Consider the following 21,770-nt stretch of genomic DNA (forward strand, 5'->3'; position numbering starts at 1 on the left):
ATTACTTTATTGTATCAATTGGTCAATATAATATTATGTTTATCAATCACTTTGCGCAAATTGATTAAGGCATACCGCATCCTGCCCAGAGCAGTGTTAATGCTAACGCCTGTTTGTTCGCTTATTTCCTTAAAACTCATATCCTTATAAATTCGCATAATAAGAACTTCTTTTTGGTCGTCTGGCAGCTCTTGAATCAAACGCCGAACATCATCTTCAACTTGACCCTTTATTATCTGTTTTTCAACGTTTAAGGCATTGTCGCTTAATACCGAAAATATATTGAAATCATTATTATTTTCAAATTTCGGCATGCGGTTGTTCTTTCTGAAATGGTCTATCACCAAATTATGGGCAATTCGCATTACCCAGGGAAGAAACTTGCCTTCTTCATTATAGGCGCCTCTTTTTAGGGTTCTAATAACCTTGATAAAGGTATCTTGGAAAATGTCTTCAGCGACATCCCGGTCAAAAACTTTCGAATAAATAAAACTGTAGATTCTTTGCTTGTGTCGAGTTATCAACTCGCTAAGTGCAGATTCATTACCGTTCATATAAGCGCTCACTAAAAACGCATCAGAGTTTGTGCTTTGCTTCATATCAATACTTCTTTAAAAAATAAACAACTATGGATTTGGTTGCTTAGTTACAATGTTTATTTGTTAAAAGTAATGATCAGCTATAGGCAATAATTTTTTTATATGACGTTAAGAGCCGTAAATATAACAACAAAGAAATCACAAATGCAAAAAAAAGGTTAAATTTTTCATTAAAAAATAATAATAACCGCAAATGTGTATTGCTAAAACCGATATAGTATCTTTGCAAAAAGCTATAAAAAAAGGAAAAATAAATTGAGTACCGAAACCATAGATACTAAAAAAAACATCCTGATTCAGGGTGCTAAACTTCATAATCTTAAAAACATTTCTGTTGCTATTCCTCGAAATAAACTGGTAGTAGTAACAGGTCTTTCCGGAAGCGGAAAATCCAGTTTGGCTTTTGACACGCTCTACGCAGAAGGCCAGCGCCGTTACGTGGAGAGCCTTTCCAGCTATGCCCGGCAATTTTTGGGAAGACTGGATAAGCCAAAAGTAGATTCCATTAAAGGCATTGCTCCCGCAATTGCAATTGAACAAAAAGTTAATTCTACAAATCCTCGGTCAACCGTAGGTACTTCCACAGAGATTTATGATTATCTGAAATTACTTTACACCCGGATTGGGAAAACCATTTCTCCAATTTCTGGAAAGGAAGTTAAAAAAGATACAACTACAGATGTCATAAACTTCATAAAAAAAATTCCCGAAGGTGAAAAATTACTGCTTGTGGCCCCTATTTTTTTAGAAGAAGGACGAACAATGGAAAACAAAATTCAAGCATTAGCACAACAAGGCTACTCAAGAATTAAAATAAATGATGAAGTATTACGGATTGATGAATTAGAAGGCAAATCCTTTCCGAATAAAATAGATTTGGTAATTGATCGAATCATTACAAAAGACGAAGAAGATTTTTACAACAGATTGGCCGATGCCATGGAAATAGCTTTCTTTGAAGGAAAAGGCGAACTTTATATTGAATCCCTTTCAACAAAAAAAATCACTGAATTCAACAATAGATTTGAAGCTGACGGAATGGTTTTTATGGAGCCGAACGTGCATCTATTCAGCTTTAACAACCCGTACGGCGCTTGCCCGACTTGTGAAGGCTACGGCGATGTTATTGGTATTGATGAAGATTTGGTAATCCCCAACACTGCGCTGTCTGTTTATGAGAATGCCATATTTCCTTGGCGAGGAGAAAGCATGAGCTGGTATCGCGATCAATTGGTGAATAACGCTTATAAGTTCGATTTTCCCATTCACAAACCGTGGTTTCAACTTACCGATGAACAAAAACAATTGGTTTGGGACGGCAATAAATATTTTGAGGGATTGAATTCTTTCTTTTCCTTTTTGGAGTCAAAAAGCTATAAAATCCAAAACCGGGTGATGCTTTCGCGCTATCGCGGAAAAACAAAATGTACCACGTGTAAAGGAAAACGTTTACGTCCCGAAGCTGGCTATGTAAAAATAAACGGAACCGCAATTCAGGAATTGGTAGAACTACCACTGGATAAAACTGCGGAATTTTTCAAAAAATTAAAGCTTTCAGAATTTGAAGAAAAGGTTGCAAAACGCTTATTGCTCGAAATAAACAATCGGCTTCGTTTTTTACAGGATGTTGGGCTTGGCTATTTAACATTGAATAGAAAATCGAATACACTCTCGGGCGGCGAATCGCAACGAATAAATCTTGCCACCTCTTTGGGAAGCAGCCTTGTAGGCTCGATGTATATTTTGGATGAACCGAGCATTGGGCTGCACCCAAAAGATACAGAAAGACTTATCGTTGTTTTAAAATCGCTTCGAGATTTGGGAAATACGGTAATAGTAGTAGAGCACGACGAAGATATAATGAAAGCCGCTGATGAGATAATTGACATTGGCCCAGAAGCCGGAACTTTTGGTGGCGAAGTGGTTGCACAAGGAACCTATGCTGAAATTTTAAAATCTGATTCCCTAACCGCAAAATATTTAAATGGCGAAATGGAGATTGAGGTTCCGAAGAAACGACATACTTCAAAGAATAAAATCTCAATTACGGGCGCAAGGCAGAACAACCTAAAGAATATTAATGTTACTTTCCCATTGAATGTTTTCACTGCGGTAACGGGTGTTTCGGGTAGTGGAAAAAGTACTTTGGTGAAGAAAATTCTCTATCCTGCCTTAATGCGTGAAATTGGTGGATATGGCGAAAAACCAGGACAATTTTCAGAAATAAAGGGAGATTTCAACACCATCAAAAGTATTGAATTTATTGATCAAAACCCAATTGGACGTTCCAGCCGAAGCAATCCCGTAACCTATATTAAAGCATATGATGATATTCGGAATTTGTATGCTTCGCAGAAATTATCAGATATTCGCGGTTACAAGGCAAAACACTTCAGTTTCAATGTAGATGGGGGTCGCTGCGAAACTTGCAAAGGCGAAGGTGAAGTTACTATTGAGATGCAGTTTATGGCTGATGTTCATTTGGTTTGTGATACGTGCAATGGTAAACGCTTCAAAAAAGAAGTGCTGGAAGTTACTTTTCAAGGTAAAAACATAGATGACATTCTCACGATGACCGTTGATGACGCCGTGGCCTTCTTCAATGAATATAAACAGGATAAAGTTGCAGCAAAATTACAACCATTACAGGATGTGGGATTAGGATATGTGCAATTGGGCCAAAGCTCCTCTACCCTTTCCGGTGGTGAGGCACAACGTATCAAGCTTGCTTCCTTTTTGGTGAAAGGAACTTCAAAGGAAAAAACGGTATTCATTTTTGATGAACCTACAACCGGACTTCATTTTCATGATATTAAAAAACTTTTGGCTTCCTTTTATGCTTTACTCGACAGAGGCCACACGGTAATTGTGGTAGAACACAATTTAGATTTGATTAAATGCGCAGACCATATAATAGACCTTGGGCCAGAAGGAGGTGAAAATGGCGGAAATGTTGTAGCTGAGGGCTCTCCGGAAGAAGTCGCAAAAAGCAAAGAGTCTTTTACCGCTTCCTATTTAAAAGAAAAACTTTAAGAGTTAGTTTTTTGGCACACTAATTGAAATCAAAATAATAGAAATAAGACTTTTAGTTTTTTTGGTTGGTTAGTTTTTAAAATCCGTTGAAGTGGTAAAACAGTTCAGCGGATTTTTTATTTGAATATCTTTAAAATTCCCTTCCAATCATATAGCAATCCAAAAAACCTTTTGAAAATCAGATACTTAAAACTTTGGCACGGTCGTTGGTTATTTAATAGCGTACTCAGCTGACCAAAAATTTAAAGCAAGTACGAACCTTTTAAAAATTGAAACTTATGAAAAACATAGCATTTATTTTTAGCGTCCTTTTGATGGGATTTTCAGCAAATGCAACTTCTATTGAAAGTGAAGACAACCTAAGAAGAGGATATGACGGAAGTGCCTACATCTTTGTTGAAGGCGATGTGGAATTTTCCGTTTTTCCCGATGGTCAATTTGATTTTGTATATGTGGGACCTCAAAAAGGTTCAAGCGTTACAATAAACACTCCCAATGTAAATATAAGTTTCAATTCGGGATATGATTATGACGCTTATGTACAGTACGATGATTACGGAGCGGTCATACAAGTAGAAAGTGTCCCTATCTATTATGATTACTACGGACGTATCATTCAAGCGGGTAATGTGGACATTCAATACAACGACCGACGCTTAGTACGCGTTGGCGGGCTTCACATAGTTTATAATAATTATGGCTATTTTTCACACGCCACCGGTGTTATAAATGTGTACAATCCTTATTACGTTTACCGTCCTTGGCACGTATATTACGCACCTCCTATTTATACACACTGTGTAGTTTACGATCTGCCCTACAGAAGATATTACAGTCCAATTAGATACAGTTACCATGACCATGTTGTCTATTATAAACAGAGACATCGGGTAGCTTACCATAATGGCCGCAGAGATTTTTATCGTCCGGGAAGCCGAGTTTACGATAAAAAAGGTAGAGCCTCAATAAACAGGAGTTATAATCCAAACAGAAAAAATACTATGATTGCGACCAGCAATACACGATCTAATAGTACTGTAAGAAATAATAGCACCATCCGCAACAATACTTCTCGAAGCAATAATGCTATCCGAAACAACAACTCTCGTAACAAAAGTGAAATAAGAAGCAATAATACGCGTAGCGAAACCATATCTAAAAATAGAAGCTCGAATAGTAAAAGTGCTGCTGTTATTAATAGAAGCGGTCAAAATAATAGAAGTTATTCCAATACACCAAGTAGAAATACTGTAACTTCTCGAAATAGCGGTAACACAAAGGTAAAAAGCAATACCACTCGTAACAATGTAAGAAGTACACGAAGCGAAAACACAGTTCGGTCAACTAATAATAGAACTGTTTCTAGCAATAAAACAGTGCAAAGACAAACTCGAGCAACTTCAAACAACAGAAGCAGTTCAGTGAGCAGAAATAAAACCCAGGCTCCAAAGCGGGAAACCGCTAGCCGTAGCCGTAGTACAGTAAATAAATCCAGCGCTCCTTCGCGCAGCAGTTCAAAAGCTAGCACCTCTCGAGGCAATTCATCTAGAGAAGCTAATTCCAGAAGAGGACGCGGATAAAGATAGTTTTTTGGTTGGTTGGTTAAACCTCCGTGATTCGCTATTGGCGGGGATCGGGGGTTTACTTTTTTTTTAATTCAAAACCAATGAAGCCATTTGCTTCGTCAGTTCCCTTCTACTGTATTTTTCAATCCCTTCGGAAGAAACCATTAAGTCGCCACTTTTGAAATCTTTGTATAATTGAAGTAGCGCGTCTTTCAATTCATCGTTATCCCAATAGCTGAAAAATTTCCCCGAATTGGTTTCAGCAATAATTCCCTCAATATCACTTTCCTTTGGCCCCAAAGCAATTATAGGGCGTTTGGCAGCTAGATACTCAAATAGTTTTCCTGGAATAATAGCACGGGTTTCCGCACGGTTTATTTCAACCAAAATTAAAACCTGACTTGTATGTTGAAGCCGTAGTGCTTCGGAATGGGACACATATCCCAAAAACTTACAATTTTCCAATAGTTGGAAATTTTCAAGGCTTTGCTTCACTTCATCACTTACGGCTCCAGCAAATTTCAGCTGTAAATCATTTTTGAAAAGGGCATTTTCTTTGCAAATTTCAGCAAGCACTTTCCATAAAATCTCTGGGTTTCGTTCACTCAACAAGGAGCCTATATGTGAAATTGAAAAGACAGAATCTATCTCAAAATCAATTTTCTCCGTAATATCGTAACCGTTCGTAATAACCTCAATTGGCTTTTCCGTAATCATCCCAAACTCCTTTTTGGTCGTTGGGCTCGTCACTGTAATAATATCTGCCGATTTTAAAACCGAAGCTTCTAATGCTTTGTGTTTTCGCTTTGAAGATTTGCTTAGTCGAAGTGAGCTGTGGTAATGGATTGTCGTCCACGGATCCCGAAAATCTGCCATCCATTTTACATCCAATTCCTTATGAAGTTGCATCCCGATCAAGTGAAGGCTGTGCGGCGGTCCTGTAGTAATCACTACATCTACAGGATTTTCAGAAATATATTCTGAAAGAAATTTTACCGAAGGTTTTACCCAACCCACGCGCGCATCGGGAATAAAAAAATTGCCGCGAATGTAAAGCATCAGCTTTTCCAGAACGGAAATTTCCTTTTTTGAAATAATACCGCTGCTTATCTGTTTGGTTTTCTTTTTTGAAAAGAGTTTCGCAAATCGATACGGTTCCTTAATTGGCTTTTTTAAAATTTTGATATCCGAAGGAATTTCAGAAGAAAAATTTTCATCAATCAAAGGATAGTTCGGATTTTCGGGAGCATACACTATGGGTTCCACGCCAAATTCCCTAAAATATTTTACAAACTTCAACCACCGCTGTACGCCCGGACCGCCCGCGGGAGGCCAATAGTATGTGATGATAAGGGCGCGTTTCATTTATTCTTGCTGTTCTTTTTTTCGAAAGGCAAAATACAGCCCGCTCAATAAAATTAATAGGAATATAATACTGCTCACCAAAGAAATGGTACTTCCGGTTTGGATTACTTTCGGCTCAAACTTGAGTTCTATTTTATTATTTCCCGCCGGGATAACCATAGCACGAAGAACATAATTGGCTCGGAAATATTCAGCAGGTTTACCATTTATGTATGCGTTCCAACCTTTTGGGTAATATACTTCCGAAAAGACTGCCAATTGTGGCGACTTGGTAGAAGCTTCGTAAACCAAATGATTGGGTTGATAAGTGAAAAGTTCAATAGTTGCCGTACTATCCCTTTCAATTTTTTGGCTCGGAATTTTTGAAAGAAATTCTTTATTGATAACTGCGGTTCTTTTGGTGTCCAAACTGTCCAAAAGCTGGATTTCCTCATTTGCATTTTCCGCAGGAAGTACATTTTCAACAAACCAAGCATCGCCGTTGGCATACGGATTGCGCTGAGCCACGGGTCCGCCATTTTTACTTTGAACAATAATATAGCGCACGTTCAGCATATTTAGGATGCCTATATTGCCTTTGCTAATATAAAACTCGTTTAAATCCTGCATCCTGCCGGGCTTTGCAGCGTGGTAACCCCCTAAAGCATTGTGATAATAACTGGCGCGCCCACTATTGAAAGCATTTGCGGCAGCATCATAAACACGGTAATGCCCATCATCTTCCAAAATTTGTATGTCTGCGCCATTTTTTTGGAAAGGCTGCTCAACCAACTTTGCCTGTACAAAATCTTCTTCATTCACATATCTTCTATCAACGCCTACCAAATCTACCAATACCAATAAGCAAAGTGCAGCAACGGCAAAACCTTTTTTAACAGTGCCTTTCATAAAAAACCAAAGAACTGCAGCCGTTAAAAGCACAAATATCAACGAACGGATAGCATCTGAAGTGAAAAGCGACATTCTATCTTCACGAATGGCCTCCAAAAATGGAAGTCCCATTTCATCCCTAAAATAGCTATCGTACGGACTCGCAAAATCGAACAATGTTGTTTTAAAAAGAATAAATAGCAAGGTAATTCCACCCACAATTCCTGTTGACCAAAGCAACGCTTTTTTCTTTTCATCTTCTTTTTCAAAATGACTAAAAAACTGATGTAAACCAACAATAGCAAGGATTGGAAGAATTAATTCAATAATTACTTGGATTGAGGAAACTGCGCGGAATTTATTGTACATCGGCACATACTCAATGAAAAACTGAGTCAGCCCTTTAAAATTGTCTCCCCAAGAAAGTAGTAAGGTTAAAATAAAACCTGAAACTATCCACCACTTTAATCTCCCACGAACTAAAAAGAGCGCCAACACGGCAAGAAATATAACAATCGCACCTATATATGCCGGAGCTCCCACATAGGTCTGTTCACCCCAATACATTGGAATTTGGTTTAAAACTTGATTGGCTTCCTGTGCCGAAGCACCCATTCGCATTAAATTTTCAACAGTTTTTGAATCCTTCGGAAATTCTTCGGAAGAACTACCGCCCATAAAACGGGGAATAAACAAGTTGAAACTTTCCAGCCTGCCGTAGCTATATTCGGTAATGTAATCGTAATCTAGCCCTGTTTTGTTGTCTTTCGGCGTACCGTCTGCATTTATTGTCAATTCAGTTTTTCCGCGAGTAGAAGTATCCGCATATTCCTTGGTTGCCAAAATATTTGTAGCATTCAAGCCTACGGAAATTATTACTGCAACCATCATGATACCTACAGCTTTGAAATAATGGGGCAGCATTTTCCTCTTAAAAGCATCAATCAAATAAACAATGCCGATGATTACTACTAACAGCATCAAATAATATGTCATTTGGAAGTGGTTTGCAACCAGCTCCAGTCCCATTGAAACGGTCAGCAGTAAAAATCCCCACAAATATTTTCCACGGAACGTGAGAAATATTCCGCTTAAAACAAAGGGCATATAGGCTATTGCATGGGCTTTTGCGTTATGGCCCACGCCTAAGATTATTATCAAATAGGTTGAAAATCCAAACGCAAGCGCACCCAGAAAAGCCAATTTATAATCGACCTTCAGAACCAAAAACAGGATATACATTCCTATGAAATAAAGGAAAAGATAATCTGCCGGACGGGGCAGAAAACGAATGGCAAGATCGAGCTGTTTTATGTAATTGTTTGGGTATTTTGCACCCAATTGATACGTTGGCATTCCGCCGAAAGCGGCATCGGTCCAATAGGTTTCTTCGCCGGTTTTCTCTCGGAAATCATTTTGCTGTTTTGCCATTCCGGTGTATTGTACAATATCACTTTGGAATATCTTTTTTCCCTGTAAAACCGGGTTAAAATAGGCTAGCGAAGCCACTATAAACAAAACGAAAACAACTAAATGCGGAAGGAATTTTTTATAGCTGGACTGCATAATTTGGTAGATGGATTTGAAGTGGGGAAATTAAGGATTTTTTTTTGGAAACACCACTGAAAAAGGAAACACGAACCATGAGGTTTTGATACACGACTAAAAAAAGGTCTATTTGCCGTGAGTCAAAACGTCGTGAGTCAAAACGTCTTTATCAATCCACTTCCTCAAACTCCACATATTCCCCAACCTTTTTACTATTTCGGGAATTTGGCGAAGGATTTTTATCAATGGTAATACTCCCCTCCTTTTCGCGCTGGGTGTTCATTTTTGGATTATTTCCGAAGAATTGCTCAAACTGCTGTCCTGCTTTTTTTGAAATATAGCGTATTAAATAAGGGGTTGCCAGTCTAATAAGAAACTTTAGACCAAAGTATACCAGAAGAACGATTAATATCGTTTTTAGGAATGTCATCATAACTGTAAAATTCTTTCCAAAAATAACGATTGGTGTAGAAAAAGACGAATGTTGACTATTAAATAAATGGTAAAATCTTATATCTTTGAACTAAACCCAACTTTCCATGAATATCAAACTTCCCTCTCTATTTCTGCTTTGCACTATTTCTTTTTCAACTGTTTCGGCACAATATACCGAAATGATCAACACTAACCGGCCAGGAGGCTCGCAAGGTGCTTTTTCGGTTGGTACTAATGTACTTCAGGTTGAAACTGGATTTAGCTACGGAAAAGAAAAGCACGATCTTTTGAAAACAGAGACAAACGGTTTTAATATTGATTATTCCGTACGCTATGGTTTTTGGAAAGAACGTCTGGAAGTGAGCCTTATGGGCGAGTTTCAATCAAATTCGGTTACAGATAATCGATCATCATCAACAAGGGAATACAGTCTTTCGAACTTTAAGAGCAATACACTTGGCGCTAAATATTTAATATACGATCCCTATCGAAAACGTGACCTAAAAGGCCCTAACCTTTACAGCTGGAAAGCAAATAACAAAACGCAATGGGCAGATTTAATTCCGGCAATCTCTATCTATGCGGGCGCCAATTTTGATTTTGCCGACAATCCATTTACTCCAGAGGCCGAGAGCAGTATTAGTCCAAAATTGGTGCTTTCTACCCAAAATAATTTTATTGGCGGGTGGGTTTTTGTAACCAATATTATTGTAGATCGGGTAACAACAGATTTCCCTACTTATGGCTACATAATAACGCTTACGCACGCTACCAATCGCTATTTTTCGGTCTTTCTTGAAAATCAAGGTTTAAAAAGTGACTTTTATGCAGACCAATTAATCCGCGGTGGCGCTGCTGCCCTCATTAATCAAAACCTACAAGTAGATCTTTCACTAACTTACAGTTTTAAGGATACTCCATCTAAATTTTATGGACGAGCAGGCCTAGCCTATAGATTTGATATGCACAATAAAGATGAATATTTAGAGGATGATGCAAATAAAGAGATGAAAGACAAAAAAGAAAAGGATAAAAAAGAAGAACGCCAAGAAGAATTGAACTTGGACGAAGGTGGTGAATAATAACATTTTTGTGTATGATTACAATAAAACAACTTACCTCAAAAAGTGATCTTAAAAAATTTGTCACTTTTCCCTTTAAATTATACAAAGACAGCAAATATTGGGTTCCATCACTCATTAAGGATGAGATGGAAACCTTGGATACTGAAAAAAATCCTGTTTTTAAAAATGCCGAAGCTTGGTATTATTTGGCTTATAAAGGAGATGAAATTGTTGGTCGTATCGCAGTTATTTTAAATCATTTGGAGGTAAATGAACAGGGGAAGAAAAAGATACGCTTTGGCTGGTTGGATATGGTTGATGATATTGAAGTGACCAAAGCCTTACTTGAAAAAGCATACGAAAAAGGCCATGAACACAACCTGGAATATGCCGAAGGCCCCGTAGGCTTTAGTAATATGGAAAAAGCGGGAATTTTAACAATGGGTTTTGAGGAAATGAACACCATGATTACTTGGTATCATTACCCATATTATGCAGAGCACTTGGAAAAACTGGGCTTTGAGAAACAGGCAACTTGGGTAGAATATAAAATGAACATACCTCCTGCTATTCTTGATAAAGTGAAAAAATTCTCAAAGTTAGTTCGCGAACGTTATCAAATATCTGTTATTCGTTTTAAAAACAAAAAAGAAATCCTTCCGTACGTAGATAGTATGTTCGATTTGCTGAACAAAACCTATAATAGCCTACAGACCTTTGTTCCAATCCAACAATATCAAATTGATTATTATAAAGAAAAATATTTTAGTTTTATACATCCTGATTATATAACCTGCATAAAAGACAAGGAAGGAAAGCTTATAGCATTTTCAATCGTAATGCCTTCTTTTTCCAAAGCACTGAAAAAAGCCAACGGCAAACTCTTTCCGTTTGGTTGGAGTCATATTTTGAAAGCCCAGAAAAAGAATGATACAGCCGCTTTTTATTTAATAGGAATTGACCCAGAATACCAAGGCAAGGGCGTTACGGCTATTATTTTTGAAGAGATGCAATATCTCTTCAATTCCAAAGGAATACAGACCGTTGAAACAAATCCCGAATTAAAGGAAAACACTGCGGTACAGTTGCTTTGGAAAGATTATAATCCAGTACAACATAAAGAGCGGAGTACTTTTAGAAAGAATATTTAAATAAAAAATCCACCCAAAAAAGGTGGATTTTTCAATATTATAAGATTCCCGCCTGCGCGGAAATTTGTTTAAATCTTCTCTCCCATCGCCTCAGCAACAGCGGCAGAAAGACGTTTATAAGTACCGTTCTCCAAGCGCTCGCGGATGGATGAAAAAGCTTCCAAAGTCTCTTCAATATCCTGCATAGTATGTGAAGCCGTTGGAATCATTCTTAAAAGAATCAATCCTTTCGGAATTACTGGATAAACTACAATTGAGCAGAAAATACCGTGGTTTTCACGAAGATCTTTTACAAGAGCCATGGCTTCCGGAATACTTCCTTTTAGATAAACTGGTGTTACGCAACTTTGCGTGGTTCCTATATCAAAACCTCTTTTTTTCAATCCACCCTGAAGTGCGTTTACATTTTCCCAAAGTTTTTCCTTCAATTCGGGCATGGTGCGAAGCATATCCAAACGCTTCAAAGCGCCTTCCACCAAAACCATTTGCAAGGATTTTGCAAACATTTGCGAACGCAGGTTGTATTTTAAGTAATTCATAATCTCTTCGTCACCCGCAATAAAAGCTCCGGTACTCGCCATAGATTTTGCAAATGTGGCAAAATAAATATCAATTCCATCCTGAACGCCTTGCTCCTCGCCTGCTCCAGCACCAGTTTTACCAAGTGTTCCGAAGCCATGGGCATCATCCACAAAAAACCGGAAGTTGTATTTTTTCTTAAGTGCAATAATTTCCTTCAATTTTCCCTGTTCCCCTCGCATTCCGAAGACTCCTTCAGAAATAAGAAGAATGCCACCGCCAGTTTTTTCAGCTACTTTTGTGGCACGCTGAAGGTTTTTTTCGATACTTTCCATATCGTTGTGCTTGTATGTAAAACGTTGCCCCAAATGAAGGCGAACACCATCAATAATACATGCATGGGCATCAACATCATAAACAATCACGTCGTCTTTTGAAACGAGTGCGTCTATAGTTGAAACCATTCCTTGATAACCAAAATTCAAAAGATAAGCTGCCTCTTTGCCTACAAAAGCTGCTAGCTCTCTTTGTAATTGCTCGTGAAGATCGGTATGGCCACTCATCATCCGGGCGCCCATTGGGTATGCAGAGCCCCATTTTTTGGCAGCTTCAGCATCTACTTTTCTAACTTCTGGGTGGTTGGCAAGACCTAAGTAATCATTAATACTCCAAGTTATTACTTCTTTGCCCTTAAACTTCATCCTGTTAGAGATTGGACCTTCCAGTTTTGGGAAAACAAAATAGCCTTCCGCTTGTTCAGCCCATTTTCCTAACGGACCTTTATCTTTATAGATTTTATCGAATAAATCTTTCATTAAATCTTTAGTTAAAAATGCGGGACAAAATTAATTAAATTATTTGTGAGATATTAGATTTTGGGCAGTAGATTTTAGAATGTCACTATCAGAAAAAAAAATCCCGAAAGCGCGTTGCAATCGGGATTTAAGTGATTTAATACTTTTTACTTCTTATTTGGGAAACTATTTCACAAATTCTATTTGATGAATTTCAGCAGTTTCAGAATCAAAAAAGCCCTGCTGGCTCATCCATTCATCATTGTAAATTTTGCTCATGTAGCGTGAACCGTGATCGGGAAATATAACAACTATATTGCTGTTTTGGTCAAATTCACCTTCTTCTTCAAGTTGCTTCAAACCTTGCATTGCCGCCCCGCTTGTATAGCCCACAAACAGTCCTTCAGTTTTTGCAAGTTCGCGGGCAGTGTGGGCACTGCTCTCATCTGTTACTTTTTCGAATTTATCAATAATATTGAAGTCTGTAGCGGTAGGAATTAAGTTCTTTCCCAAACCTTCAATGCGATATGGATAGATTTCATTGGCATCAAATTCCTTGGTTTGGTGATATTTTTGAAGTACAGAGCCGTAAGCGTCAATACCTATTACTTTTATATTTGGATTCTTTTCTTTTAAAAAACGTGCCGTTCCAGAAATGGTTCCTCCGGTTCCACTGCAAGCTACCAAATGGGTGATTTTCCCCGCTGTCTGTTCCCAAATTTCCGGACCAGTAGTTTGATAATGTGCATCAATATTTAATTCATTAAAATATTGATTTATGTAAACCGAACCTTTTATTTCATTGTGAAGTCTTTTTGCAACCTCGTAATAGGACCGAGGATCATCTGCGCTTACGTGTGCGGGGCATACGTAAACCTTAGCTCCCATTGTTTTCAGCATATCAATTTTATCAGCCGAAGATTTTGAACTTACGGCCAAAATACATTCGTAACCTTTAATAATACTAACCATCGCTATGCTAAAACCTGTGTTGCCGCTTGTGGTTTCTATAATAGTATCGCCTGGCTTAAGAATACCTTTTCTTTCGGCTTCTTCAATAATATAAAGTGCAATACGGTCTTTGGTAGAATGTCCCGGGTTGAATGCTTCAACTTTTGCGAAATAATTACCCTTCATCTTCTGGGTAATCTTGTTAAGCTTTATCAACGGTGTGTTGCCTATAAGTTCCAACACGTTATTGTGGGCTTTTATTTCTTCTTTCATAAAGAGGGAGTTCGTTTTAAAATGACTTCAGTATGAAACTGAAAATTTTAACCGCACAAAGGTAAGGAATTATTTTTATTACTCCTTAATTCCTTCCAAATCCAATAGAAAGGCATAGTCCATAGCTACTTCCTTTAACGCCTCAAAGCGTCCGGAAGCACCGCCATGGCCAGCATCCATATTGGTTTGCAACAGCAATATATTATTGTCAGTTTTTAAATCTCTAAGTTTGGCGACCCATTTCGCGGGTTCCCAATATTGCACTTGGCTGTCGTGCAGACCCGTTGTAACCAGCATATTTGGATAGGCCTTTGCCGCAACATTATCATAGGGTGAATAACTTTTCATGTAATTGTAATATTCAACCTCATTGGGATTTCCCCACTCGTCATACTCTCCTGTAGTTAACGGAATGGAATCATCTAGCATAGTTGTAACCACATCCACAAATGGTACAGAGGCTATTACGCCATTGTACAATTCTGGAGCCATATTTACAATGGCGCCCATCAAAAGGCCGCCAGCAGAGCCACCAGAAGCATAAAGATGCTCTGGAGAAGTATAACCCTCTTCTATTAAATATTTGGAAGCATCAATAAAATCGGTAAATGTATTTTTCTTTTTTAGCAATTTTCCGTCCTCATACCATTGACGCCCCATATATTCCCCACCGCGAATGTGCGCAATTGCGAAAACAAAACCACGGTCCAACAAACTTAACCTAACCGTAGAAAAGTAAGGATCTATAGTAGCACCATAGGAACCATAACCATATACTAACGTTGGGTTTTTACCATCTTTTTTAATTCCCTTTCTGTAGATAACCGACATAGGGATTTTTGTTCCATCCGCGGCAGTTGCCCATAAGCGCTCGGTTTCATAGTTATTTTTATCAAATTTTCCTCCCAAGACTTCGGTCTCTTTCAAAACCGTTTTCTCTTTGCTTTCCATATTGAAATCAATAACCGAAGCGGGTGTATTCAATGAATTGTAACCGTACCGAAGCACCTTTGTGTCAAATTCTGGATTCTGGGTTGTATAGGCTGTATAGGTTTCGTTATCAAAAGGCAAATAATAATCGGTTTCACCTTTCCATTTTTTTATTCGAATTTTGGTTAAACCGTTATTACGCTCGCTCACCACCAAATAATCCTTAAAAATATCGATATCTTCCAACAGCACATCATCACGATGCGGAATCATATCCACCCAATTTTCTTGGGAAGTTTTGTCTACCGATGTTTTCATAAGTTTAAAGTTGAGCGCTTTGTCCTTATTGGTCAGAACATACCAATGGTTGCCGTAGTGCGAAATGCTATATTCCAACCCTCTTTCACGCGGCTGGAAAATTTTAAATTCGCCCAATGGGTTATCGGCATCCAAAACCCTGTATTCTGAAGTCAGTGTACTGTAACTCCCTATTACTATATATTCTCGAGATTTTGTTTTGTAGACGTAGGTGCCAAAGGTTTCGTCCTCTTCAGTAAAAATCAACTCGTCCGTTATAGGATCGGTGCCTAAGGTATGACGGTAAATTCTATCGGCACGCAGCGTTTTCTCGTCCTTTCGGGCGTAAAAAAGTGTTTTATTACCGTTTCCCCACGTTGCACTTCCCGTTGTTAAAGGAATACGTTCTGGGTAAATTTCACCGGTTTCTAGATTCTTTATATAGATGTCGTATTTTCTTCGGCTTAGGGTATCTACCCCAAAAGAAACAAGCTTATTGTCTTCAGAAACATTCAATCCTGTTAGATTGTAATAGGAATACCCCTTCGCCATTTCGTTCACATCAAAAAGAATTTCTTCCGCAGCGTCCAAAGAGTTTTTTTTGCGGGTATAGATCGGATAATCCTTTCCGGTTTCATATTTTGTGATGTAGTAATAACCATTAAGTTTGTACGGAACTGACTCGTCATCCTCCTTTATGCGCGCCTTCATTTCCTCAAAAAGATTTTTTTTGAAATCTTTTGTGTGTGCAGTCATTGCTTCGTAATATTCATTTTCTTCCTTCAAATAATTTATTACCTTTTCATCCTCGAGATTGTTGAGCCAGTAATATTCATCAATGCGAACATCTCCGTGCTTTTCAAGTTTTTTATTAATTTTTTGAGCTTTCGGGGGCGTGATTTTCATGATTTCTTCTGCAGTTTTCTGTGCATTAATTGAAGGCGCAAAAATAAGATAAGCAATTGAAAAGAAGGCCAATTTTTTCATAAAGAAGGCTTGATTAATAAGTGTACAAAGTAGTAAATTTGCATTAAACTAAAACAAAAAAAATGTTTGGAGATTTAATGGGAATGATGGGAAAACTTAAAGAAACCCAAGAGAAAGTAGAAGCAACCAAAAAACGGCTTGACAACGTATTAATTGACGAAGCTAGCAGTGATGGACTTTTAAAAATAACCTTAACGGCAAACCGAAAAATTAAAAGTGTTGAAATAGCAGATAGTTTGCTGGAAGATAAAGAGCAATTAGAAGATTATTTAATTTTAACCTTGAACAAAGCCATTGAAAAAGCTACAAATGTTCACGAAACAGAAGTAGCTGCGGTTGCAAAAGAGGGCATGCCCAACATTCCAGGAATGGATATGTTTAAATAATATGCTAAACTTATTATAAATACACTCAGCAATTTTTTAAACACCTTGTTTTTCACGATATTGAAGTTTTAAATATTCAGTCAACCTTTAACACCAAATTATGTTTGAACTCAAAAAAAGCGGTGATAAATTTCACTTTGTATTAAAAGCGGCCAACGGCCAAGTTATTTTAACCAGCCAAATGTACGCCACCAAAGCTTCCGCTATGAATGGAATTGAATCTGTCCAAAAAAACTGCGGAAAAGACAGTAGTTTTGAAATAAAAACCGCAAAAAACGGAAAAATTCACTTTAATATTAAAGCTACCAACGGACAGATAATTGGGAGCAGCCAAATGTACGCTGCAGAAAGTGGCGCAAAAAACGGAATTGAATCCGTGCGTAAAAATGCTCCAGGAGCTACGGTAAAAGAAGTTGAGTAACCTATTTATAGTTTTTCAGGATTTTTAAAAACGATTCGTGCTTACTTTCGGTGTAATCGAGATGCGTAACAATACGTAGCTTGCCCTGCCCCATTGCGCTGATTTTTATGTTTTTTTGAAGAAGGTCATTCATAAACTTCTCTTCTGAAATTTCTTTTTCCAAATAAAATATTACAATATTGGTCTCGGTAGGTTCTACCTTTTTTACATAGGCTTGTTGCGAAAGTACTGCTGCAATTTCAAATGCCTTTTTGTGGTCTTCTGCTAACCGTTCCATTTGATTGTCCAATGCGTAAATTCCGGCAGCTGCCATAAAACCTATTTGACGCATACCTCCTCCTAGCACCTTGCGTACACGCATGGCTTTCTTCATAATGTCTTTTTTGCCAATTAAAACACTCCCCATGGGCGTGCCCAAACCTTTGCTTAAGCAAACAGAAATGGTATCAAAAACTTTTCCGTATTCTTTTGGATCTTCCTTTTTGGCAATTAAAGCGTTCCAGATGCGCGCTCCATCCAAGTGAAAGCCAAGTTGGTGTGTATCGCAAACCTGTTTAATTTTTTCAATTTCTGAAAAATTGTAACAGGCGCCACCACCTTTATTCGTAGTGTTTTCCAAACAAACCAAACTAGTTAGCGGACTATGGTAAAAGTCTGGTGGATTAATGCTCTCTTCCACTTGTTCCGCAGTTATCATTCCTCTGTTGCCGTCAATTAATTTGCACGAAACACCACTATTGAAAGAAACGCCCCCACCTTCATAATTATAAACATGGGCCCATTTATCGGCTATCAACTGTTCTCCCGGTTGGGTATGCATTTTAATGGCCGCCTGATTTGCCATACTTCCCGTGGGAAAAAAAAGAGCGGTATCCATCCCAAACATTTCTGCCAATTTTTGTTCCAGGTTATTGGCCGTGGGGTCTTCTTTATAAACGTCATCGCCCACTTCAGCATTTAGTATGGCTTCCAGCATGCCCATTGTGGGCTTTGTAACGGTATCGCTTCGTAAATCTATAATCATCTGTATTTTTTACTTTTCTCTTAATAAACTTCCAGAGTCCTCCATATTTTTGAACATTTCCGATAGCAAAATATCCAATTTTACTAGTGGTAGTGATCTATTATGCTCTGCATTAACGTTTTTATATTTTGACTCGTTGGTCAAATCAAATTCCCGAAAGCTCTTTTCAAAAGATTTTCCATCAAAAACGAATTTATATTCTTTGTGGCAAGAATTCACAGTCATATTTCCGTAGGCATTCTCATCTACTTTTTCACCTTCATAAGGTTTTATCTCGCCCTGTTTCAACGCCTGTTTGTCTTTAAAGAATTTCTCAATAGTCTTTTTTCTACTTATGCTTATAGGCATAAAACTTCCGCAATTGTCAAACTTTTGTAGCTTCATAACATCTTCATCTTCGCTCCAAAAAACATACACAGAATAATAGGTGGATTTGGATGTGCACAGTTTGCCGTCAGGTAAATTAAACATCTGAATATTCCCATCACAATAATCTTTCCTGTAAAAATATTCAGGGTTTTGTTGCAATTCAAGTTCTGCCATTTTTTGGGCAACCAGACTATCAACAAAGGCTTCATCATTTTGTGCGAAACCTATAGCTGTAAAGATGCATGTAAATAAAAGCAATGATTTTTTCATAAAAGAAAAGATTTAAAGGATTATTAATTCAGAATTGATAATCTCTAAGAAATTATAAAATTAGCCGAAAAATTCGTTCGGCTCACGAAGTTAATAGTATTTTTGCTGAAATTCTTACCTAAAAATGACTACAACAGACCAAATCAAAGACCTTAAGGTGCGGCTAGATGCCTTGAGGCGCTATCTTTGACATTGCTGGCAAAAGCATAGAGATTACAAACGACGAAGAAAAAACCTTTGACCCCAACTTTTGGAACAATCCGCAGGAAGCCGAAGCTTTTATGAAAGTTCTCCGTACCAAAAAAAAATGGGTTACCGATTACGAAACCGCAAAAACACTTACCGAAGAAGCTGAAATTCTGCTCGAATTTTATAAAGATGGCGAAGGCAAGCCAGAAAATGTAGATGCCGCTTTTGAAAAAGCTGAATCTGCAATTGAAGATTTGGAGTTCCGCAATATGCTGGGCGAAGAAGGCGACGACATGAGCGCCGTACTACAAATTACAGCAGGTGCCGGCGGAACCGAAAGTTGCGATTGGGCGCAAATGCTCATGCGGATGTATTTAATGTGGGCACAAAAAAACGGTTATAAAGTAAAAGAATTGAATTTTCAGGCGGGCGATGTTGCAGGGGTAAAAACCGTAACGCTGGAAATTGAGGGCGAATACGCCTTTGGTTGGCTAAAAAGTGAAAATGGAGTCCATCGTTTGGTGCGTATTTCTCCATTTGATAGCAATGCAAAAAGACACACAAGTTTTGCGAGTGTTTATGTATATCCATTGGTTGACGATACGATCGAAATTGAAATAAATCCCGCAGATATTTCTTGGGAATTTGCCCGCAGTAGCGGCGCCGGCGGACAAAACGTAAACAAGGTAGAAACGAAGGCCATCCTGACCCACCACCCTTCCGGTATTGTTATTCACAACAGCGAAACCCGAAGCCAACTAGACAATCGCGAAAAAGCGATGCAGATGCTCAAATCACAATTGTATGAAATTGAACTTCGCAAGCAAATGGCACAGCGTGCCGAAATTGAGGACAACAAACTTGCCATAGAATGGGGCTCGCAAATACGCAACTATGTGTTACACCCTTACAAACTTGTAAAAGATGTACGTACAGGCCACGAAACCGGAAATACGGACGCTATGTTGGACGGTGAGATTGATGAATTTCTAAAAGCCTATTTGATGATGACGGGACAGAAAGAGAAGAGTGATGAACTGTAAAAAAAACAAAGGGAACAAGATTCTAAAATTTTCATTCCCCTTATAATTTTCATATTGGATATAATAATTTAAGTCTATAACATCCTTTTCGCACCTACTAAAACATCTTCTGAATATTATTAATATATTACTCTAAATAAAATTATGAAAAAAACGCTACTCTTATTTGTAATACTAGCTTTGAGCCTTAAATGTTCAAAAAAGGATGATGATATTCAGAGAGTCGAAGGTGCGCCAATTGCTGTTGATGACTCAACGACTACTCCAAATAATCGTTCTGTGGTAATTGATGTACTATTGAACGATGAAGCAGGGGATAATCCTTTAGACCCCTCTTCGGTGATTATAGAAAATGCTGTAAGCCATGGAATTACCGAAATAAATCCCATAACAGGCGAAGTAAAATACACTCCAAATTCCACATTTATCGGGGTTGATACCTTTACATACAAAGTTTGTGACAATAGTAGTAATGCACTATGCGATAGTGCAAATGTAACCATAAATGTAACCAATGGGGGCGGGGATGACACCCCACCCTGTCAAATGGTCGAAAATTTCACAGCCACATATACTTCCGATAGCATTACAGTTTCATGGAATCCTTGTGTAGATCCTAATGGAGAGGAGGTAACTTATTTATTAACTTTTGTAAAAGAAGGCTATGACTGTTATTTTGATGGTACCTATGATATGTACTGGCTTGATTTTACTACCACGGAAAATTCACTCACCTTTACAAATGCAAACACAGATAATCAACTTCAGCTATTTCATCGATATTATATTAATATAAGAGCCCAAGACCCAAGCGGTAGTACTTCTGACCCAAATTCAATTTCGGTGAACTTTATGCCAATTGGTACACTTAATCAGGATATTATTTTACGGCATCAATATGCAGTAGATTTATTTGAAGGACATCAAATCGATGTTGTAAATGGAGAGATTTATACATATGAACCTTGTATGGACTTTGGAATCCCCACATCGAGCCCTATAATAGACCTCTCTCCATTAACTGGAATTAAGGAAATTAATGGAGATGTTACTCTTACAAGTTTTGGTTTACACCAATTTCATACTCTAGAAGGCTTTGAAGATGTTACAAAAATTACAGGGAAATTAAAAATAGAAGGCAAATATGACCGCAACTTTGTCAACGATGTAAGTCAATTATCAAATTTAACAGAACTGGGTGGGTTCGAAATGGTCGGTAACTCAATATCATCTATTAATGGAATAGATAATCTACAAACGCTGGGCGGAAATTTTTATTTAGAAAACAATAAAAGTTTAAACCAAATATCTGGTTTCTCTAATCTTCAAACAATAAAGAGCGTTGAAATAAGTAGAAACCCTAATTTAAATAATTTAAATGGCTTACTAAATTTAACCACAATTCAAGATTTTCTAATTCTAGATGATAATGATTCCATAACAAACCTTGATTTCTTATTGAATTTGGTACTCATTGAATGTGGTGGAGGTTCTAACAATGATTTAACGATAACTAACAATTATTATTTAGAAGATTTTTGTGGGCTAAGGGACTTTCTTACAAATGGGGGATTATGCTCTGGAAATTACGTAATAGCGGGCAATGGATTTAATCCAACCGCTCTTCAAATAATAAGCGGCGATTGCCGCCTATAAAAAACAAAGGGAACAAGATTCTAAAATCTGA

The 21,770-nt window shown here is 37.8% G+C and carries 17 protein-coding genes; 8 read left to right on the forward strand and 9 right to left on the reverse strand.

Annotated features, from left to right (window positions below):
• Window positions 1-14: 14 nt before the first annotated feature.
• Window positions 15-599 carry an RNA polymerase sigma factor gene (locus JK629_RS13600; protein ID WP_202336152.1) on the reverse strand — a complete coding sequence of 195 codons (585 nt, stop codon included), beginning with the start codon at window positions 597-599 and terminating at the stop codon, window positions 15-17.
• A 255-nt stretch (window positions 600-854) separates the two neighbouring features.
• On the opposite strand from JK629_RS13600, the gene uvrA reads away from it, so the two are divergent.
• Complete coding sequence (gene uvrA / locus JK629_RS13605; RefSeq protein WP_202336153.1) at window positions 855-3,632, forward strand: excinuclease ABC subunit UvrA; 2,778 nt, start codon at window positions 855-857, stop codon at window positions 3,630-3,632.
• Window positions 3,633-3,910: 278 nt separating this feature from the next.
• Window positions 3,911-5,212 carry a hypothetical protein gene (locus tag JK629_RS13610; RefSeq protein ID WP_202336154.1) on the forward strand — a complete coding sequence of 434 codons (1,302 nt, stop codon included), beginning with the start codon at window positions 3,911-3,913 and terminating at the stop codon, window positions 5,210-5,212.
• Window positions 5,213-5,284: 72 nt separating this feature from the next.
• Here JK629_RS13610 and JK629_RS13615 read toward each other — a convergent pair whose 3' ends face one another.
• The 3 genes from JK629_RS13615 to JK629_RS13625 form a co-directional block, all read right to left on the reverse strand.
• On the reverse strand, window positions 5,285-6,562 hold the full coding sequence (locus JK629_RS13615) for a glycosyltransferase family 4 protein (protein WP_202336155.1): 1,278 nt from the start codon (window positions 6,560-6,562) through the stop codon (window positions 5,285-5,287).
• Window positions 6,563-8,998, reverse strand: coding sequence for a YfhO family protein (locus tag JK629_RS13620; protein WP_202336156.1), 2,436 nt, complete (start codon window positions 8,996-8,998; stop codon window positions 6,563-6,565).
• 151 nt (window positions 8,999-9,149) lie between these two features.
• Window positions 9,150-9,413 carry a DUF4834 family protein gene (locus tag JK629_RS13625; RefSeq protein WP_225626043.1) on the reverse strand — a complete coding sequence of 88 codons (264 nt, stop codon included), beginning with the start codon at window positions 9,411-9,413 and terminating at the stop codon, window positions 9,150-9,152.
• Window positions 9,414-9,519: 106 nt separating this feature from the next.
• On the opposite strand from JK629_RS13625, the gene JK629_RS13630 reads away from it, so the two are divergent.
• The gene (locus JK629_RS13630) at window positions 9,520-10,497 is read left to right on the forward strand and encodes a transporter (RefSeq protein WP_202336157.1); all 978 of its coding nucleotides are present in this window, start codon (window positions 9,520-9,522) and stop codon (window positions 10,495-10,497) included.
• 14 nt (window positions 10,498-10,511) lie between these two features.
• On the forward strand, window positions 10,512-11,630 hold the full coding sequence (locus JK629_RS13635; protein WP_202336158.1) for a GTP cyclohydrolase: 1,119 nt from the start codon (window positions 10,512-10,514) through the stop codon (window positions 11,628-11,630).
• 68 nt (window positions 11,631-11,698) lie between these two features.
• On the opposite strand, the gene JK629_RS13640 is transcribed toward JK629_RS13635, so the two are convergent.
• From JK629_RS13640 to JK629_RS13650, 3 genes are all read right to left on the reverse strand, one after another.
• Window positions 11,699-12,964 carry an aminotransferase class I/II-fold pyridoxal phosphate-dependent enzyme gene (locus tag JK629_RS13640; RefSeq protein ID WP_202336159.1) on the reverse strand — a complete coding sequence of 422 codons (1,266 nt, stop codon included), beginning with the start codon at window positions 12,962-12,964 and terminating at the stop codon, window positions 11,699-11,701.
• A 165-nt stretch (window positions 12,965-13,129) separates the two neighbouring features.
• Window positions 13,130-14,167, reverse strand: coding sequence for a PLP-dependent cysteine synthase family protein (locus tag JK629_RS13645; RefSeq protein ID WP_202336160.1), 1,038 nt, complete (start codon window positions 14,165-14,167; stop codon window positions 13,130-13,132).
• 78 nt (window positions 14,168-14,245) lie between these two features.
• Window positions 14,246-16,381, reverse strand: coding sequence for a S9 family peptidase (locus JK629_RS13650; RefSeq protein WP_202336161.1), 2,136 nt, complete (start codon window positions 16,379-16,381; stop codon window positions 14,246-14,248).
• Between the two features lie 62 nt (window positions 16,382-16,443).
• Here JK629_RS13650 and JK629_RS13655 point away from each other — a divergent pair, with 62 nt between their 5' ends.
• Entirely contained in the window at window positions 16,444-16,767 is a 324-nt protein-coding gene (locus JK629_RS13655; protein ID WP_202336162.1) for a YbaB/EbfC family nucleoid-associated protein, read from the forward strand.
• A 100-nt stretch (window positions 16,768-16,867) separates the two neighbouring features.
• A complete protein-coding gene (locus JK629_RS13660) occupies window positions 16,868-17,188 on the forward strand; it encodes a YegP family protein (protein ID WP_202336163.1) in 321 nt (106 codons plus the stop codon).
• 1 nt (window position 17,189) lies between these two features.
• On the opposite strand, the gene JK629_RS13665 is transcribed toward JK629_RS13660, so the two are convergent.
• On the reverse strand, window positions 17,190-18,212 hold the full coding sequence (locus tag JK629_RS13665; protein WP_202336164.1) for a threonine aldolase family protein: 1,023 nt from the start codon (window positions 18,210-18,212) through the stop codon (window positions 17,190-17,192).
• Window positions 18,213-18,221: 9 nt separating this feature from the next.
• Window positions 18,222-18,851, reverse strand: a complete 630-nt coding sequence (locus JK629_RS13670; protein WP_202336165.1) for a hypothetical protein — start codon at window positions 18,849-18,851, stop codon at window positions 18,222-18,224.
• A 124-nt stretch (window positions 18,852-18,975) separates the two neighbouring features.
• Here JK629_RS13670 and prfB point away from each other — a divergent pair.
• Together prfB and JK629_RS13680 are read left to right on the forward strand one after the other, a co-directional pair.
• Window positions 18,976-20,083 (forward strand): peptide chain release factor 2 gene (prfB, locus tag JK629_RS13675; RefSeq protein WP_202336166.1). Its coding sequence is split into 2 segments (ribosomal slippage): window positions 18,976-19,038 and window positions 19,040-20,083, totalling 1,107 coding nucleotides; the frame shifts between segments, so codons are not numbered across the junction.
• Window positions 20,084-20,227: 144 nt separating this feature from the next.
• Window positions 20,228-21,739, forward strand: a complete 1,512-nt coding sequence (locus tag JK629_RS13680) for an Ig-like domain-containing protein (RefSeq protein ID WP_202336167.1) — start codon at window positions 20,228-20,230, stop codon at window positions 21,737-21,739.
• Window positions 21,740-21,770: the final 31 nt, after the last annotated feature.

The sequence above is a fragment of the Aequorivita iocasae genome (assembly GCF_016757735.1).
Classification (GTDB): Bacteria; Bacteroidota; Bacteroidia; order Flavobacteriales; family Flavobacteriaceae; genus Aequorivita; species Aequorivita iocasae.

Bases quoted from the DNA above. Each gene is read 5' to 3' on its own strand.
- JK629_RS13645 (WP_202336160.1), bottom strand. From the start codon at position 14,167: ATGAAAGAAGAAATAAAAGCCCACAATAACGTGTTGGAACTTATAGGC.
- JK629_RS13680 (WP_202336167.1), top strand. From the start codon at position 20,228: ATGAAAAAAACGCTACTCTTATTTGTAATACTAGCTTTGAGCCTTAAA.
- JK629_RS13615 (WP_202336155.1), bottom strand. From the start codon at position 6,562: ATGAAACGCGCCCTTATCATCACATACTATTGGCCTCCCGCGGGCGGT.
- JK629_RS13625 (WP_225626043.1), bottom strand. From the start codon at position 9,413: ATGATGACATTCCTAAAAACGATATTAATCGTTCTTCTGGTATACTTT.
- JK629_RS13630 (WP_202336157.1), top strand. From the start codon at position 9,520: ATGAATATCAAACTTCCCTCTCTATTTCTGCTTTGCACTATTTCTTTT.
- JK629_RS13635 (WP_202336158.1), top strand. From the start codon at position 10,512: ATGATTACAATAAAACAACTTACCTCAAAAAGTGATCTTAAAAAATTT.
- JK629_RS13610 (WP_202336154.1), top strand. From the start codon at position 3,911: ATGAAAAACATAGCATTTATTTTTAGCGTCCTTTTGATGGGATTTTCA.
- JK629_RS13640 (WP_202336159.1), bottom strand. From the start codon at position 12,964: ATGAAAGATTTATTCGATAAAATCTATAAAGATAAAGGTCCGTTAGGA.
- JK629_RS13600 (WP_202336152.1), bottom strand. From the start codon at position 599: ATGAAGCAAAGCACAAACTCTGATGCGTTTTTAGTGAGCGCTTATATG.
- JK629_RS13620 (WP_202336156.1), bottom strand. From the start codon at position 8,998: ATGCAGTCCAGCTATAAAAAATTCCTTCCGCATTTAGTTGTTTTCGTT.
- JK629_RS13650 (WP_202336161.1), bottom strand. From the start codon at position 16,381: ATGAAAAAATTGGCCTTCTTTTCAATTGCTTATCTTATTTTTGCGCCT.
- JK629_RS13660 (WP_202336163.1), top strand. From the start codon at position 16,868: ATGTTTGAACTCAAAAAAAGCGGTGATAAATTTCACTTTGTATTAAAA.
- JK629_RS13670 (WP_202336165.1), bottom strand. From the start codon at position 18,851: ATGAAAAAATCATTGCTTTTATTTACATGCATCTTTACAGCTATAGGT.
- JK629_RS13655 (WP_202336162.1), top strand. From the start codon at position 16,444: ATGTTTGGAGATTTAATGGGAATGATGGGAAAACTTAAAGAAACCCAA.
- JK629_RS13665 (WP_202336164.1), bottom strand. From the start codon at position 18,212: ATGATTATAGATTTACGAAGCGATACCGTTACAAAGCCCACAATGGGC.